Annotated in this window: 16 protein-coding genes; 6 read left to right on the forward strand and 10 right to left on the reverse strand. The window is 63.1% G+C overall.

The window, feature by feature from the left end; translation table 11 throughout:
- Window positions 1-122: 122 nt before the first annotated feature.
- On the reverse strand, window positions 123-1505 hold the full coding sequence (locus tag AC0QUY_RS17375; RefSeq protein ID WP_475387701.1) for a lytic murein transglycosylase: 1383 nt from the start codon (window positions 1503-1505) through the stop codon (window positions 123-125).
- 242 nt (window positions 1506-1747) lie between these two features.
- Here AC0QUY_RS17375 and galU point away from each other — a divergent pair, with 242 nt between their 5' ends.
- A complete protein-coding gene (galU, locus tag AC0QUY_RS17380) occupies window positions 1748-2626 on the forward strand; it encodes a UTP--glucose-1-phosphate uridylyltransferase GalU (protein WP_475387702.1) in 879 nt (292 codons plus the stop codon).
- A gap of 164 nt (window positions 2627-2790) precedes the next feature.
- Here galU and AC0QUY_RS17385 read toward each other — a convergent pair whose 3' ends face one another.
- The gene (locus AC0QUY_RS17385) at window positions 2791-4314 is read right to left on the reverse strand and encodes a sensor domain-containing diguanylate cyclase (protein ID WP_475387703.1); all 1524 of its coding nucleotides are present in this window, start codon (window positions 4312-4314) and stop codon (window positions 2791-2793) included.
- 132 nt (window positions 4315-4446) lie between these two features.
- Here AC0QUY_RS17385 and AC0QUY_RS17390 point away from each other — a divergent pair, with 132 nt between their 5' ends.
- Window positions 4447-4734 (forward strand): hypothetical protein, encoded by a 288-nt coding sequence (locus tag AC0QUY_RS17390; RefSeq protein ID WP_475387704.1) that lies wholly within the window; start codon window positions 4447-4449, stop codon window positions 4732-4734.
- A gap of 71 nt (window positions 4735-4805) precedes the next feature.
- Here AC0QUY_RS17390 and AC0QUY_RS17395 read toward each other — a convergent pair whose 3' ends face one another.
- The 4 genes from AC0QUY_RS17395 to AC0QUY_RS17410 form a co-directional block, all read right to left on the reverse strand.
- Window positions 4806-5108 carry a HigA family addiction module antitoxin gene (locus tag AC0QUY_RS17395; protein ID WP_475387705.1) on the reverse strand — a complete coding sequence of 101 codons (303 nt, stop codon included), beginning with the start codon at window positions 5106-5108 and terminating at the stop codon, window positions 4806-4808.
- Window positions 5109-5156: 48 nt separating this feature from the next.
- A complete protein-coding gene (locus tag AC0QUY_RS17400; RefSeq protein WP_475387706.1) occupies window positions 5157-5426 on the reverse strand; it encodes a type II toxin-antitoxin system RelE/ParE family toxin in 270 nt (89 codons plus the stop codon).
- 84 nt (window positions 5427-5510) lie between these two features.
- Window positions 5511-8387, reverse strand: a complete 2877-nt coding sequence (locus tag AC0QUY_RS17405; protein ID WP_475387707.1) for an EAL domain-containing protein — start codon at window positions 8385-8387, stop codon at window positions 5511-5513.
- A gap of 120 nt (window positions 8388-8507) precedes the next feature.
- Complete coding sequence (locus AC0QUY_RS17410; RefSeq protein WP_475387708.1) at window positions 8508-9506, reverse strand: NAD(P)H-quinone oxidoreductase; 999 nt, start codon at window positions 9504-9506, stop codon at window positions 8508-8510.
- A gap of 102 nt (window positions 9507-9608) precedes the next feature.
- On the opposite strand from AC0QUY_RS17410, the gene AC0QUY_RS17415 reads away from it, so the two are divergent.
- Both AC0QUY_RS17415 and rcdA read left to right on the forward strand, forming a co-directional pair.
- Window positions 9609-9800 carry a DUF1192 domain-containing protein gene (locus tag AC0QUY_RS17415; protein WP_161850179.1) on the forward strand — a complete coding sequence of 64 codons (192 nt, stop codon included), beginning with the start codon at window positions 9609-9611 and terminating at the stop codon, window positions 9798-9800.
- Between the two features lie 554 nt (window positions 9801-10354).
- Entirely contained in the window at window positions 10355-10867 is a 513-nt protein-coding gene (rcdA, locus tag AC0QUY_RS17420) for a protease adaptor protein RcdA (protein ID WP_161850178.1), read from the forward strand.
- A 226-nt stretch (window positions 10868-11093) separates the two neighbouring features.
- Here the strand turns inward: rcdA and rpmE are convergent, their stop codons facing one another.
- Entirely contained in the window at window positions 11094-11321 is a 228-nt protein-coding gene (gene rpmE, locus AC0QUY_RS17425) for a 50S ribosomal protein L31 (protein WP_057833964.1), read from the reverse strand.
- A 179-nt stretch (window positions 11322-11500) separates the two neighbouring features.
- Here rpmE and AC0QUY_RS17430 point away from each other — a divergent pair, with 179 nt between their 5' ends.
- Entirely contained in the window at window positions 11501-13357 is a 1857-nt protein-coding gene (locus tag AC0QUY_RS17430) for an ABC transporter ATP-binding protein/permease (protein WP_475387709.1), read from the forward strand.
- A gap of 80 nt (window positions 13358-13437) precedes the next feature.
- Complete coding sequence (locus AC0QUY_RS17435; RefSeq protein ID WP_161850176.1) at window positions 13438-13638, forward strand: hypothetical protein; 201 nt, start codon at window positions 13438-13440, stop codon at window positions 13636-13638.
- Here AC0QUY_RS17435 and AC0QUY_RS17440 read toward each other — a convergent pair.
- From AC0QUY_RS17440 to AC0QUY_RS17450, 3 genes are all read right to left on the reverse strand, one after another.
- Entirely contained in the window at window positions 13635-13871 is a 237-nt protein-coding gene (locus AC0QUY_RS17440; RefSeq protein WP_161850175.1) for a hypothetical protein, read from the reverse strand. The two genes, AC0QUY_RS17435 and AC0QUY_RS17440, sit on opposite strands and share 4 nt — an antisense overlap.
- A 78-nt stretch (window positions 13872-13949) precedes the next feature.
- Window positions 13950-14399 (reverse strand): GNAT family N-acetyltransferase, encoded by a 450-nt coding sequence (locus AC0QUY_RS17445; RefSeq protein WP_475387710.1) that lies wholly within the window; start codon window positions 14397-14399, stop codon window positions 13950-13952.
- On the reverse strand, window positions 14399-15427 hold the full coding sequence (locus AC0QUY_RS17450) for a peptidoglycan -binding protein (RefSeq protein WP_475387711.1): 1029 nt from the start codon (window positions 15425-15427) through the stop codon (window positions 14399-14401). Before AC0QUY_RS17450 ends, AC0QUY_RS17445 begins: the two co-directional genes overlap by 1 nt.
- Window positions 15428-15535: the final 108 nt, after the last annotated feature.

Raw genomic sequence — 15535 nt, forward strand, 5'->3', positions numbered from 1 at the left:
TATAGTAGCGGAATCGGGCCGCAAGCGGGCAGATTTCCTCATAAACCGGGGTTCCGGCCCAATCGTCAAGGCTCTCGCAAAATCGTGGCTTTCAGGGTTACTTTCGACCCCTGAATGCGGGTTTAACGGCTCCGAAGGCGCTCCAGCACGTCGGAAGAGGCAAATCCGTCCGCCGGTGCCCCGATCGAGGCCTGGAAGCTGCGCAGCGCCTCCCGCGTCTGGCCGCCGAACTGGCCGTCCGGCGTGCCCTTGTAGAAGCCGCGCTGGGCCAGCAATTGCTGCAGTTCCAGCCGCTCCGCCCGCGACAGCACCCGTTCCTGCCGCGGCCAGGGCTGCACGAACGGCGGTCCGCCGCGCAGGCGATCGGCGAAATGGCCGATCGCGAGCGCATAGGCCTCTGCCGGGTTGTATTTCATGATCACCCGGAAATTCTGCAGCATCAGGAAACCCGGCCCCTGCGTGCCGGCCGGTGCCAGCAGATAGGCCTTTTCGGTTGAATCGGGGAACGGCTTGCCGTCGGCCCGGACCAGGCCCTGCTGCTGCCACTGCGCAATCGACATCGCCTTGGATTTGTCGGCGAGCATGAAGTTGAAACCTTGCGGCAGCACCACCTCATAGCCCCAGCTCCGGCCGGTCTGCCAGCCGTCCTTCTTGAGGTTGTTGGCGGTCGACGCAATCAAATCGGCGGCGTTGTCGACGACGTCGCGGCGGCCGTCGCCGTCGGCGTCGACGGCATAGCGCTTGAAGGCGGTCGGCATGAACTGCGTCGGGCCGAATGCGCCGGCCCAGGAGCCGCGCATCTGTTCGGGACGCAGATCGCCGCGGTTGAGGATCTCGAGCGCGGTCAAGAATTCGTCCTTGAAATAGGCCTGGCGACGGCCGATGCAGGCCAGCGTTGCTGTCGAATTCACCACGTTGCGGTCGCCCATCTGCGTCGAGTAGTTGGATTCGATGCCCCAGATCGACGCGATCGCGTAGCGGTCGACGCCGTAGGCTTTTTCCACCGCATCGAATTGCGGCTTGTACTTCGCGAGGATCTCGCGGCCCTTGGCGAGGCGGTTGTCGTTCACGAGGATGTCGAGATAGTCCCAGATCGCCTTGGTGAATTCGGGCTGCGAATCCATCAGATCCATGATGCGCAGATCGGGCTCGAGGCCTGCGGTGAAGCGCTGGAAATTTTCCTGGCTGATGTTGCGCCGTGCGGCATCAGGCCACATCGAGGCGACGCAGTTTGGAAAGTTCGCAGCCGCCTCGCGGATCGCGCTCGCGGTCATCAAGGGGTGGCCGGAGGCGCCGTCCTCACCGCTCCACGGCGGCGGGCCACCGTCGGGGCCGGGCGCAGCTTGCGCGGAAGGCGCGGATTTCTGGCCGGAGAAGAGGTTGCCGAGAAAGTTCGAAACCCCATTGTTCCCTGAGGATTGGGCATGGGACGGGCTGACAAAAGCGCTTCCGCTGGAACACAGCAGCGTCGCCGCGATTATGATCGCGCCGGCTCGATTGCTCATCGCTCGTTCAGCTAGGCACATGCAGTGTCCGTCCGTCGTTCTCACCCCGGGGTCAAAAGGCCCGGTCGCGGTTTCCAATAGCTTAACAATGGGCATTTTGTTGTCGCGCCGTCCGCGCACAAGGGGAGGCGAACCGCCACCATACATCCGCCTTTGTTCAGGGGTGCAAACCGGCTATCAACGTGCAATCAAAGGACTTTCCTTATTGCCAAATTTCTCACTATCAAGGCTCCCGATATCCCATGAAAATCCGTAAAGCCGTTTTCCCGGTCGCCGGTCTCGGCACCCGCGTCCTTCCCGCCACCAAGGCGATGCCGAAGGAAATGCTGACCATCGTCGACAAGCCGCTGATCCAGTATGTCGTCGACGAGGCCAAGGAGGCCGGCATCGAGCATTTCGTCTTCGTCACCGGGCGCAACAAGGGCGTGATAGAGGATCATTTCGATCGGATGTTCGAGCTCGACACCACGCTCGCCGCCCGTGGCAAAAAGGCCGAACAGGATATTTTGGCGCGCGACCAGCCCGAAGCCGGCGCCATGAGCTTCACCCGCCAGCAGGCGCCGCTCGGTCTCGGCCACGCAGTCTGGTGCGCGCGCGACATCGTCGGCGATGAGCCGTTCGCGGTGGTGCTGCCGGACGAACTGGTGCTGAACAGCCCGGGTTGCCTGAAGCAGATGATCGAGGCAGCGGCCAAGCTCGGGGCTAAGTCCAATCTGCTCGCGGTGGAAGCGGTGCCCGACGATCTCACCCACCAATATGGCATCTGCGGTGTCGGCAAGCGTCTCGTCAAGAACATGTTCGAGGTCGACGGCATGGTGGAAAAGCCGCCGAAAGGCACCGCGCCGTCAAACCTTTCGATCACCGGGCGCTACATCCTGCAGCCGGAAATCTTCAAGATTCTCGAGACGCAGGAGCGCGGCGCGGGCAATGAGATCCAGCTCACCGATGCGATGAAGACTCTCGCCAAGACGCAACAATTCTACGGTGTCGAATTCGAGGGCGAGCGGCACGATTGCGGCTCCAAGTCAGGCTTCCTCCGCGCCAACATCGCCTACGGCATGGCGCGCGCCGATCTGCGTGACGGCCTGCGCGCCGAGATGAAGAGGTATCTGGAGAAGTGAGGGGGGAGCTGCGGCGGCCTATCGCATTATTGCGATGAGCGATAGCGGCGACTTGTCCGCCCTCGCTCGAAGAGCGAAGGCGGAAGTAATCCATCGTTCCGCATTCGCTGAAGCATAGATTGCTTCGCTTCGCTCGCAATGACGGGTGGTTCGGCGTTTGCGCCTTAAGCCACCAGCGCGAGCTGCGGGATCGCGGCGACCACTGACTGATTGCGGCCGTTGGCCTTGGCGGCGTAGAGCGCCTTGTCGGCTGCTTCGATCAGATTGGTCCAGTCGATCGCTGCCGTGGGCGTCACGCTCGCCACCCCGATACTAACCGTCGTGACGGGATCTTCCGACCATTGCACGACTTTCGCGCGAATGGTCTCGGCGATGGCGAACGCTTCGATCACCGAAAGGCCCGGCAAGAGTACCGCGAATTCCTCGCCGCCGTAGCGCGCCGGACAATCGCCGGCCCGCCGCACCGAGTCTGAAATACAGATCGCAATGCCGACCAGCACCTGATCGCCGGCCTGATGGCCGAACGTATCGTTGTAGGCCTTGAAATGGTCGGCATCGATCATCAGCACCGCGACCGGGGTCTGGTTGCGCGACGCCCGCCGCCATTCCGCGTCGATCTCGATATCGAACTTGCGCCGATTCTTCAGTCCCGTAAGCGCGTCGGTGGTTGCCAGCTCTTCCAGCTTGTCCTCGGCTTCGGCGCGGCGGCCGATCTCGCGCGCGAGAAACAGCGCGGTGCCGACCACGAACAGGATCAGCACCAGCATGATCACGCCGATCCGGATCACTTCCCGGTGCCAAAGGTTGAGGATGGTCGAGAGCGGCTTTCCGACCACGACAAAGAACAGACTAGTGCTGCCGCTTCGAACGTAGAGCCGCGGCGTCGGATCGACCGGTCCGACGCCGGCATAGGCCACGCCTTGCTTCAGATTGTCCGCGCGCCAGTTCGGCCGCTCGGCCAGATTCTTCCCAATGACTTCGATGTCGAACGGTGTCCGCATGATGATGGTTCGGTCGCGGCGCAGCACGGTGATCGTATCGCCGGGATTGAGAGTGAGCCGGCCGAACAGTTCATGGAAATAGCTGAACCGGATCGAGCCCACCACGACGCCCATGAAGCCGCCGTCGGAATCGTTGATGCGCCGGCTGAGCACGACCGAATAGGCGCTGCGACGCAGCATCGGGCGGCTCATGTAAAGGCCGATATCGGGATTGGCGCGATGAACCTGGAAATAGTCCTCGTCGCTGCGATTCTCCGGCGCCGGATCGAGGCTTGCCGCATCGTGTGTCAGGTTGCCTTGCGCGTCGAACGCCTGGATCACGCCGAAATGTTTGGCGGTAGCGGCATGATCGAACAGGATCAGGTGCTGGATCTCCCTGGTGACGCCGTTGATCTCCGGCATCACGAGGTTGCTGGCGACGGCGCGCAGCGACAGGTCGTAAAGTTCGATATTCCGGCTGATGTCGGCATCGATGCCGGCGGCGAGATTTTCCAGGGTCTGGCGTGCGAGTTCTTCCTCACCGCGGCGCATGTCGAGCATGACGCTGGTGCAGATCGCGGAGAAGCCGATCACGGTCGCGATCGATGAGGCGATCAGGAGCTTGGTCGACAGCCGCCAGCGTCGGCGGCCGGAGACTTTTCCGAACCAGCCCTTTCCGGCCACGTCGCTTTGCCGTCCGAATAGCATCGTCTGTTCCTGGCCATCCGGTATGCGCTTGATAAATTGTTGCGGCCTTAAGCGGCGAGCGCGATATGATAGAGAGTTAATGGTTGGTTGCCCGCGCCGACGGTTTTATGCAAATCGCCATTGAGGACACGCGTGAACGTTTACGACCCGTTACGGGACTATCTGAAGGCGCAGACGCTTTCCGAATTCGTGCTGAGCTTCGAACAGATCGAGGAGATCATCGACGCGGCGCTGCCGCGCGCCGCCCAGCGCGCGTCATGGTGGGAAACCCTGCGCAGCCCGCAGGAGAAGATGCCGCAGCGCGAAGCCTGCCTGGAAGCCGGCTACATCGCGACCCGGCAGGCGGACGCGAAAAGCGTGAAGTTCAAAAGGATGCCCCGCGACAGGCGAACGCAGGGCAAGAGCGGAGGTCCGGAGTGACGGTGCGCTAGACGGGCCGAGGGTGCGGGATTTCGATCTCCGATCCGTGGGAGACTTGCGGGGTTGCTACTTCAAGCAGCATCAGCGATCACCGGCTTGATCTTTTCCAGTTGCTTGCCGAGTTCGCGCTCAGCCGTCTGCACGTCATAGGCGTTCTGCAGATTAAGCCAAAGCAGGGCTGACGTATTGAGCGCCTTGGACAGCCTGAGCGCTGTATCCGCCGTGATGTTGGTGGTCTCGCTCGCAATGCGCTCGATCCTGGTGCGGGGGACGCCGCATGCCTTTGCCAGCGCGCCTGGCGAGAGTCCGAGCGGCTTCAAGAACTCTTCCCGGAGAACTTCTCCGGGGTGCATCGGTGCCAGTCTCTTTGCCATGTGCGACTTCTCCAAGTCTGGGCCTGCCCTACCGGCAGTCTCTGTTGGCTAGTGGTAGTCCGTAAATTCGACGTCTTTCGGTCCGTCCTTGGTCCAGACGAAGCAGGTGCGGAACTGATCGTTCACGCGAATTGAGTGTTGTCCGTCCCTGTCACCCTTCAAGGCTTCCAGCCGATTGCCTGGAGGGGAGCGAAGGTCTTGCAGGGATATCGCCGCGTTCAGATACTGAAGTTTGCGGCGGGCGACTTTGAGCAGATCGGCCGGGAAGCCCTTTGTGAAGGCTGAACGAGCCAAGTCGTTCTTGAAGCTCTTGATCACAGTCCATACGTATCACGTACTGATACAATCCGCAAGGACTTTGTATCGTGCGACGATACGCGCTTCAGGAGGCTTGCGCCGGGATCAGCTCGCCGCCTCGAGCCGTTCTTCCGTCAGGAGCCGCATCGCGGCATCGGCGTCCATCGGTTCGCCGAAGGCGAAGCCCTGCGCGTATTCGCAGCCGAGCTGATAGAGCTCGACCGCATCCGAGTCCGTCTCCGCGCCTTCCGCCACCACGTCCATGCCGAAATCGTGGGCGAGCGCGATGATCGATTTCAGGATCACCGGCCGCGTGCCGCGGCTGGTGGTGCGCACGAACGACTGGTCGATCTTGATGGTGTCGAACGGGAAGCGCTGCAGATAGGCCAGCGAGGAATGGCCAGTGCCGAAATCGTCCAGCGACAGGCCGGTGCCGAGTTCGCGGATCCGCGTCAGCATCTGCGCCGCGTGCTCCGGATTCTCCATCACCAGCGATTCCGTCAACTCCAGTTTCAGCGTGCCGCGCGCCACCGACGAGCGCGACAGCACGGTGCGGATATCGTGGATCAGATCGTGGCGCAGCAACTGGCGCGAGGAGACGTTGACGGAGGCGAAGATCGGCTCGCGCGAACGCATTGCACGCTGCCACACCGAGAGCTGCCGCGCGGTCTGGTCCAGCACGAACATGCCGAGATCGACGATCAGGCCGATTTCCTCGGCGATCGTGATGAATTCGGAAGGCGACATCCGACCGAGCTTGGGATGGTCCCAGCGCGCCAGGGCCTCGAAGCCGGCGATCGAGCGGTCTTCGAGCCGCACGATCGGCTGGTAGAGGATCGTGATTTCCTGCCGCTCGATGGCGCGGCGCAGTTCGCTTTCCAGCGTCAGGCGGTCGGTCTTGCGGGCGCGCATCGCCGGCTTGTAGACGTCGATGCGGTCGCCGCCGATGCGCTTGGAATGATACATCGCAAGCTCGGCGTCCTTGATGATCTCCTCGGTTAGCTGCGTCTGCGGGTCCGACAGCGCGAGCCCGATGGATGCGGTCAGGAAGATCTCGCGGTCGTTGAAGGCGATCGGCGCGCGGATGGTCTTGCGGATGGTCTCCGCGAAGGCGGTGATCCGCGCCGGATCCTGCTCGGACATCAGGATCAGGCCGAACTGGTCGCCGGCCAGCCGCGCCAGCGTGTCCTGTGGCTTGAGAATGCGCGTCAGCCGCCGCGCCAGCGTCAGCAGGATGGAATCGCCGACCGCGATGCCGACGGAATCGTTGACCTGCTTGAAGCGGTCGAGGTCGATCACCATCAGCGTCGGCCGCAGCGTCGGCATGCTCTTGACGAAATTGGCGACCGCGCCGAGGCGATCCATGAACAATTGGCGGTTGGGCAGGCCGGTGAGATTGTCATGCACGGAGTCATGAAGCATCCGCTCTTCGGCGTTCTTGATCTCGGTGACGTCCGTGAGCGTGCCGACCACGCGCGAGACCTCGCCGTCGGAGCCGACCACCGGGCGCGCCTTCAGCGCGAACCACATGAAGTGGCCGTCGGGGGTGCGCAGGCGGAAATCCTGCACCAGCCGGCCGCGGCGCTGGTCGAGCACGCTGTCGAGCGCGGCGCGGAAGCGATCCTGGTCGAGCGGGTGCAGCACTTCGAGCCATTTCGCGGCCGGGCCTTCCAGCGTGCCGCGCTTCAGCCCGAGCAGGCTTTCTGTCTCGGGACTCGTGAACACCTTGTCGGCGGAAACGTCCCAGTCCCAGATCAGGTCGCCCGAGCCTGTCAGCGCCAGTGCGCGGCGCTCGACATCGGAGACGATGCCGGTGGTGGCACCGCCGCCGGCGAAGGCGTGCTGCATCACCGTAAATCCGATCAGCATCACGATCAGCACGAGGCCGCCGAGCAGCGCGGGCCCTACGATGTCGTTGGTGACGCTGCCCGCCACCGTCATGCCGGCCGCGATCACCCAGACCACCAGCAGGAACCAGGTCGGGATCAGCAGCACCGCGCGGTCGAATCCATGCGTCGAGAGATAGACGATCAGCGCAAAGCCGGCGAAGGCGATCAAGACCAGTGAGATACGCGCAATACCCGAGGCGACGGCAGGATCGAACAGCGCCAGCGCCACCAGTGATCCCAGGAAGGCGAGCCAGCCAACGGTGATGTGGGAATAGCGCACATGCCAGCGGCTCAGATTGAGATAGGCGAACAGGAACACCAGCAGCGTCGCTGCCAGGATCGCTTCGCCCGCCGCGCGCCAGACGCGCTCGGCGTTGTTCGACATGTCGAGCACCTTGCCCCAGAAGCCGAAATCGACGCCGATATAGACCAGAACCGCCCAGGCGAGCGCTGCCGCAGCGGGGAACATGATGCTGCCCTTGACCACGAACAGAATGGTGAGCACGAGGGCCAGGAGTCCGGAGATGCCGATCACGATGCCTTGGTAGAGCGTGAACGAATTGACCTTGTCCTTGTAGGCGTCGGGTTCCCACAGATAGAGCTGCGGCAGCTTGTCGGTGCGCAGTTCCGCGACGAATGTGACGACGGCGCCGGGATCGAGCGTGATGCGGAAGATGTCGGCGGTCGCGCTTTCCTGACGCTCGGGGCGATCGCCGACCGATGGCGTAATGGTCGCAACGCGCGACAGGCCGAGGTCGGGCCACAATAGGCCGGACGACACGATGCGATAATGCGGGGCGACGATCAGGCGGTCAAGCTGGTCGTCAGTGTTGTTGGCAAGCGCGAACACCACCCAGTTCTGTCCGCCCTCGCGGGCGCGGACCTCGATGCGGCGGACGATGCCGTCAGTTCCCGGCGCCGTCGAAACCTGGATGCGGTCGGTCTCGCTGCGCTGATGATCGAGCACCGCAGTGAGATCGATGGCAGGCGCGTCGCTGCGGACGCTGACCGCGTCAATGGCATGCGCCGAAGGCGCCGCCGCAACAATCATGAGGCCCAGCGCAAGCAGCGCCAGGCACCTGATCAGACGCAATGTCAGTACTCCGCGACCAACGATTCTCCCGGCCCAGCGAACGGGTCGGCGTAGCCGCGATAAATGACATGAAAGCGAAGCAAATCAAAGGGTTTCCACCCACGCTTCGCTCTCGATCCGTTAAACCGCCAACACAATTTTGCCAATATGTGCGGAGGTCTCCATGCGCCGGTGCGCATCAGCTGCTTTTTCCAGCGGGAATGAGCTGTCCATCAGCGGTTTTACGCGTCCTTCGCGCAATAGTGGCATGACCTTGGCCTCAATTGCGGCGACCATCGCCGCCTTATCCGCATTAGTACGGGGGCGCAGCGTGGAGCCGGTGTGGGTCAGCCGCTTCACCATGACCTTGGCAATGTTGACGCTAACCTTGGGGCCGTTGAGCGTTGCAATTTGCACGATACGGCCATCGACCGCGGCCGCGTCATAGTTGCGATCGACATAGTCGCCCGCGACCATGTCGAGGATCAAGTTGGCGCCGACATTGTTGGTCTCTGCCTTGACCACGGCGACGAAGTCCTCGGTCTTGTAATTGATGGCGCGGTCGGCGCCGAGCTTGAGGCAGGCGTCGATCTTGTCCTGCGAGCCGACGGTGACGATCACCTTCGAGCCGAACGCCTTGGCAAGCTGGATCGCCATGGTGCCGATGCCGGACGAGCCGCCGTGGATCAGAAGCGTTTCGCCCGGCTTCAGCGCACCGCGCTCGAACACATTGTGCCAGACGGTCATCAGCGTTTCCGGAATCGCGCCGGCTTCCTCGATCGAGAGCGAGGAGGGCACCGCCATCGCCTGCGCATCCTGCGCGATGCAATATTGGGCATAGCCGCCGCCTGCCACCAGCGACATCACCTTGTCGCCGAGCTTGTGTTTGGTCGCGCCTTCGCCGAGCGCGACCACTTCGCCGGCAATCTCGAGGCCGGGCAGGTCGCTGGCGCCGGGCGGGGGCGGGTAGGCGCCGGAGCGCTGCGCCACGTCGGGCCGGTTGACGCCGGCCGCCATCACCTTGACCAGGATCTCACCCGGGCCAGGCTTCGGAACGCTGCGGGTTTCCGGCAACAGCACTTCGGGACCACCGGGCTTGCTGATGCCGATGACGGTCATTTGCGCGGGCAGCTTTTCCATGATTTGTCCTTGCGAAAGGCTGAGAATAAGGCGGCCCCTGATTAGCCAGCCCGGCTGCGGCTGGCAACCGCTTGGGGAACCGCACTGAGCAAGGAGAAACGCATGGCCATCGAGGATGACGACAAGCCGCGGAAGAAAATCACCCACGAGATCGGCCAGGACCTTTCGCTGCTATCGGTTGAGGAATTGACCGATCGCATCGCACTGATGAATTCGGAGATCGCGCGGCTGCAAGAGGCCGTCACCAAGAAGCGCGCGTCGAAGGATGCGGCGAACAACTTCTTCAAGTCGTAGGATTAGAACGCGATCTCATTCCGAGCCGTCCCTGGTGCGCAATTGCGCACGGGAGCAGGGACCGATACGCCACGGCCTCATCCTGCGGCAGGCCACTGGCCGACTTCCCTCAGCGTGTAGCCCGGGTGGAGCGCAGCGCAATCCGGGAACGCTCGATCCGGTTGTCCCGGCCCCGGATTTCGCTGCGCTCGATCCGGGCTAACAAGAAGGTCAATCAAAAACTCGGCCATTGGCCGACATGGCAAATAATCTCTAAAGAAAATCGCTCGTTTACGAAGGATTAAGCTTTCTCGATTATGACTGGCATTGTCCTCGTTTGGACACCGAGTGGCTCCTGTCCACTCTGTTTGACGCCTCCCTGTTATCAACTTCAAAAGCCGCCGGAAACGGCGGCTCTTTTTTGTGCGCAGCGCGGCTATTTTGTGCCCCCATACGCTGGAAACCATAAATCCGGTTGTCGCTGGACTCTCGATCTCGCCCGAGCAATGATTTGTTCATCATAAGCCGGTGGGTTCACAGCCGGCGGGGCAAATAGTGGCGTGAGGGCGTTAACCATGGCGGATCGTTCGCAAAGCGAACCCGCGCTCGTGTTGTTCAGCGAGCGGCTGACTAATTCGGCGGCTTTCGGAACTCTGTTCCGGGAAGGCATGGATCTGGTCGAGGAAACTGCCGCCTATCTCGACGGCGAGGGCCGCACCGACGCCAAGGCGCTCGAACGTTCCGTCAGCCTTACTTACGCAACTGAGAGCATGCGCCTCACCACCCGCCTGATGCAGCTCGCGTCCTGGCTGCTGCTGCATCGCGCGGTCAAGGAAGGCGAGATGACGCTGACCCAGGCCAACCGCGAAAAGACCAAGGTCAAGCTCACGGCCGCCGATCCCGGGCCGGAGGACATGATCGCAAAGTTGCCGCAGCCGTTGCAGGATCTGATTGCACGCTCGATGAGCCTGCAGGCGCGGGTCCGCCGGCTCGACACCACGATCCACGCGCCATCGGCCGAACGTGCGCCGATCGGCAATCCGCTGGTGCCGCAGCTCAACCGCCTGAAGGCGGCGTTCGAGCAGTAAGTTCTCGAAAATCCCAACCGTCATTCCGGGGCGATGCGTAGCATCGAACTATGGTGCGCAATTGCGCATCTGAGAATCTCGAGATTCCCCGATGCGCAATTGCGCATCTGAGGTCTGGTCCTTCGGACCATTCCGGAATGACGACGGTGAAAAGCAAACGAAAACGCCCCGGGAAACCGGGGCGTTTTTGCATGCCTGGGCGGGAGTGGAGGGGGTCCGAAAACCCTCAATCCTTCTTCAGAAAACCCGAAAACTTCTTCTGGAAGCGCGACACTCGGCCGCCGCGGTCGAGGATCTGCTGGGATCCGCCGGTCCAGGCCGGATGTGACTTGGGGTCGATATCGAGGTTCAGCTTGTCGCCTTCCTTGCCCCAGGTGGAGCGGGTCTGGTACTCGGTCCCGTCGGTCATCACGACTGTAATCGTATGATAATTCGGGTGAATTTCGGCTTTCATGGCATATCCTTCGGCGCGCCGGCGCCCGTCTCAATTGGCAATAGGTACGGGATTTGGGCGGCTCTATAACGTAAGGCGGCCGCCAAAACAAGCTACGTATCCTTCCTGATTGGGAATCTCCCGGATTTGCCAGCGGGGACGGCGGGGCCTATCTGGGGGCGGCAAAACGGTCGGATTTCATGAGCGCAGCGGAACAGCTTGAAGACGTCAAAACCGCGCCCCCACAGCGCGACGCCCTGCTCGAGGAAGAGGCCTTCATCGAGGCCCAGCTGACGCAGTCGCCGGCCAAGACGAGCGCCAGGCTCCGTCCGTTGCTGGCGCTGGCGCCTTACGTCGCGCGCTATCGCGGACGCGCGGCTCTTGCCTTCATCTCGCTGACGATTGCAGCGATCACCACGCTGGTGGTGCCGATCGCGGTTCGGCGCATGATCGATTTCGGCTTCAGCCCCGAAGGCATCGCCCTGATCAACAGCTATTTCAGCGTCATGATCGCCATTGTCGCGGTGCTGGCTGCGGCAAGCGCGTCGCGCTACTACCTCGTCATGACAATCGGCGAGCGCATCGTCGCCGATATCAGGCGCGACGTGTTCGCGCATCTGGTCTCGCTGTCGCCGGCATTCTTTGATTCCGCGCGCTCGGGCGAACTGGTGTCGCGGCTGACGGCCGATACCACCCAGATCAAATCCGCGGTCGGCGCGTCGGTGTCGATCGCGCTGCGCAACATGATGCTGTTCATCGGCGCCGTCGCCATGATGGTGATCACGAGCCCGAAATTGTCGGGTTTCGTGCTGCTGGCGATCCCGCTGATCGTGATTCCGCTGGTTGCCTTCGGGCGCTGGGTGCGGCGGCTGTCGCGCAACGCCCAGGATACGCTGGCGGACGCCAGCGCCTACGCGTCCGAACTGGTCGGCGCGATCAGGACCGTGCAGGCCTATACCAGCGAGCGGATGGCGACGACCCGCTTCGGCGGCGAGGTCGAGCAGGCCTATGAGGCGGCGCGCAGCTCGACGCGCGCGCGCGCCGTGCTGACGCTGATCATCATCTTCATCGTGTTCTCCAGCGTGGTCGCGATCCTCTGGGTCGGCTCGCACGACGTGCTGACCGGCCAGATCACGCCGGGCCGGCTCGGCCAGTTCGTGCTGTATGCGGCGTTTGCCGCTACCGGCCTCGGCCAGCTCAGCGAGGTCTGGGGCGAAGTCTCGGCCGCCTCCGGCGCCGCCGAGCGGCTGTTCGAGATCCTGCGGGTCAAATCGCAGATCACGGCGCCGCCGCAGCCGGTCGCGCTGCCGGTGCCGGCGCGCGGCGATGTCGGATTCGAGAATGTCAGCTTCGCCTATCCGGCCCGGCCGGACGTGCTGGCGATCGACAACGTCTCGCTTTCGGTCAGGGCCGGCGAAAAGGTCGCGATCGTAGGTCCGTCGGGGGCGGGCAAGAGCACGCTGTTTCACCTGCTGCTGCGCTTCTACGATCCCGCGCGCGGCACGATTTCGCTCGATGGCGTGCCGGTCAAATCGGCCGATCCGGTCGACGTGCGCTCTCGGATTGCGCTGGTGCCGCAGGACTCGGTGGTGTTCGCGGCCAGTGCGCGCGAAAACATCCGCTTCGGCCGTCCGGATGCGAGCGATGCCGAAGTCGAGCGCGCCGCCGATCTGGCGCACGCCACCGAATTCCTGCGCCGCCTGCCCGGCGGCTTCGAGGCTCAGCTCGGCGAGCGCGGCGTGACGCTGTCCGGCGGCCAGCGCCAGCGCATCGCGATCGCCCGCGCGATCCTGCGCGACGCGCCGCTATTGCTGCTCGACGAGGCAACCTCCGCGCTCGATGCCGAAAGCGAAACGCTGGTGCAGACCGCGCTGGAAGAACTGATGCGCCATCGCACCACGCTCGTGATCGCCCATCGCCTCGCGACCGTCTTGTCCTGCGACCGCATCATGGTGATGGACCAGGGCCGGATCGTCGAACAGGGCACGCACGCCGAGCTGGTTGCAGCAAACGGACTCTACGCGCGATTGGCGAGGCTGCAATTCGAGGGCGTGTAGCCGATTTGGCGGGAACTCAAACCGTCGTCCTGTTGTTGCAACGCTGTGCTTTTGTCCGGTCCATTCAACAGGAGATGATTATGCCCTTTCGCCGCGGTGGTTTTGCCCTGACGCCTCCCTCGGTTGTTATCTTCCTGATTTCGTTCATTCTCGCGGTTTGCGCGCTGCTCGTGCGCTACGCCCATGTCTCGATACCCATCATCACCCCATCGCGCGCGTTTGACGTGCTGGCGATCGCCTATGTCGTGTTGACAGCGGGGGTGCTCATTCGCGGCGTCTAGCTGTGTGGCCTGGCGTCCTCGCGGCATTTTGGCGAGAGCGCCGGTACGTTCGGCCACGGCCAATTTTTCCAACCGCCATCCGCGCTGACGCAGGCGGCAGTCGAGGCAGGCGGTGCGTCCGAACGCGCGGCGCCAGCCGCAAATTGACGATCCACGTAGACGGTCGACAGCAACCCGGCGACGATCACGACCAGGAACGTCGCAGAACCCTTGGCAAATTCGGCCAGCGTCATCGGATCGCCTCCGCAGGGCTTGAGCCTGTAACCGCCCAAGCGGCTAAAGGATCCAGCCCGTCAGGGCCGTGACCGACGTCACGGTCGCCATGCCATTTTCAGTACTGGCCTTCCCGACGTCGGATTCACGTCCTCGCCGGCATGTTGAAAGCCGTTGCGCTCGTAAAAGCGGATGGCCCGACCGTTGTCCTTGTTGACCAGCAGTGTCACGCCATTGGGCGACAGCCGCTTGGCTTCATCGACCAATGCCGTCGCAAGCGTCGAGCCCCAGCGATCCGGGCTGATTACGAGCTGATCGAGATAACCTCGTCCGTCGATGGTCACAAAACCGATCAGGGCTTGTGCCTGTTCGGCGACGACGATCTGGGCGTTCGCTACCAGTTCATTGCGCCAGCGCTCGCGCCACCACGGCACGCGCGTGGTGAAATCAATCGAAGGGTAGGCGTGTTGCCACGTTAACCGCCACAATTCGATCGCTGTGTCTTCGTCCTCGACGCGATAGGGACGAAGCGTGAAATTTGCAGCCACTACCGTTCCGTCAGCTTCAGCTCGATGCGGCGGTTGCGCTTGTAGGCGTCCTCGTTGGGGGCCGAATCCAGCGGCTGGAATTCGGCGAAACCGGCGGCGACCAACCGCTGCGCGGGCACGCCGAGCGAGACCAGATATTGCACCACGGAGATGGCGCGGGCCGACGACAATTCCCAGTTCGACTTGAACAGCGGCGAGTTGATCGGCCGCATGTCGGTGTGGCCGTCGACCCGCAGCACCCAGCCGATCTCGCTCGGAATCTGCTTGTCCAGATCGATCAGCGCCGTTGCAAGTTTATCCAGCTCGGCACGGCCCTCGGGCAGCAGCAATGCCTGACCGGTGTCAAAGAATACTTCCGACTGAAAGACAAAACGGTCGCCGACGATGCGGATGTCGGGGCGATTGCCCAGGATGGCGCGCAGGCGGCCGAAGAATTCCGAACGGTAGCGCGACAATTCCTGCACGCGCTGCGCCAGCGCGACGTTCAGGCGCTGGCCGAGGTCGGCGATCCTCCCTTGCGATTCCTTGTCGCGCTTCTCGGAGGCTTCCAGAGCCTCCTCGAGCGCGGCGAGCTGGCGGCGCAGCGCGCTGATCTGCTGGTTCAACACCTCGATCTGAGCGAGTGCGCGCGAGGAGACGGTTTTTTCGGATTCGAGCGCCTTGTTGAGCTCGCTGGCGCGGCCCTGGGCGTCGCCGCCGGCGCCGGCCAGCCCCTCGTAAAGTCCCTTGACGCGGTCGCGTTCGCCTTCCGCGGCGGCAAGGCCGGCGCGCAGTTGCGAGACCTGGTCATCGAGCGCGATCTTGCCGAGCTTTTCCAGCGACAAGAGGTCGTTGAGCTGCGCGATCTTGGCGTTGAGCTGCTCCAGCGCCTTGTCCTTGCCGGTGACTTCCTGCGACAGGAAGAACTGCACCACCAGGAACACCGACAGCAGGAACACGATCGACAGTACCAGCGTCGACAGCGCGTCGACGAATCCCGGCCAGTAGTTGAAACCGGATTCATTGCGGCGGGCACGGGCGAGGGCCATTTATTGTCTCCGATATCGTGTCCCGGACGCAGTGCGGCGTGAAACACCGCGCCGCAGTGCCGGAACCTACTCGCAGTTGGTCCCGGCTCTACCGCATCACTGGTGTGC

Source organism: Bradyrhizobium sp. WYCCWR15520 (assembly GCF_056174665.1).

What these genes read in the sequence shown, in the direction of transcription:
- rpmE (WP_057833964.1), bottom strand. Translation starts at nt 11,321, where the DNA reads ATGAAAGCCGAAATTCACCCGAATTATCATACGATTACAGTCGTGATG.
- AC0QUY_RS17375 (WP_475387701.1), bottom strand. Translation starts at nt 1,505, where the DNA reads ATGAGCAATCGAGCCGGCGCGATCATAATCGCGGCGACGCTGCTGTGT.
- AC0QUY_RS17385 (WP_475387703.1), bottom strand. Translation starts at nt 4,314, where the DNA reads ATGCTATTCGGACGGCAAAGCGACGTGGCCGGAAAGGGCTGGTTCGGA.
- AC0QUY_RS17435 (WP_161850176.1), top strand. Translation starts at nt 13,438, where the DNA reads ATGCCCTTTCGCCGCGGTGGTTTTGCCCTGACGCCTCCCTCGGTTGTT.
- AC0QUY_RS17415 (WP_161850179.1), top strand. Translation starts at nt 9,609, where the DNA reads ATGGCCATCGAGGATGACGACAAGCCGCGGAAGAAAATCACCCACGAG.
- AC0QUY_RS17395 (WP_475387705.1), bottom strand. Translation starts at nt 5,108, where the DNA reads ATGGCAAAGAGACTGGCACCGATGCACCCCGGAGAAGTTCTCCGGGAA.
- AC0QUY_RS17430 (WP_475387709.1), top strand. Translation starts at nt 11,501, where the DNA reads ATGAGCGCAGCGGAACAGCTTGAAGACGTCAAAACCGCGCCCCCACAG.
- AC0QUY_RS17410 (WP_475387708.1), bottom strand. Translation starts at nt 9,506, where the DNA reads ATGGAAAAGCTGCCCGCGCAAATGACCGTCATCGGCATCAGCAAGCCC.
- AC0QUY_RS17450 (WP_475387711.1), bottom strand. Translation starts at nt 15,427, where the DNA reads ATGGCCCTCGCCCGTGCCCGCCGCAATGAATCCGGTTTCAACTACTGG.
- rcdA (WP_161850178.1), top strand. Translation starts at nt 10,355, where the DNA reads ATGGCGGATCGTTCGCAAAGCGAACCCGCGCTCGTGTTGTTCAGCGAG.
- galU (WP_475387702.1), top strand. Translation starts at nt 1,748, where the DNA reads ATGAAAATCCGTAAAGCCGTTTTCCCGGTCGCCGGTCTCGGCACCCGC.
- AC0QUY_RS17440 (WP_161850175.1), bottom strand. Translation starts at nt 13,871, where the DNA reads ATGACGCTGGCCGAATTTGCCAAGGGTTCTGCGACGTTCCTGGTCGTG.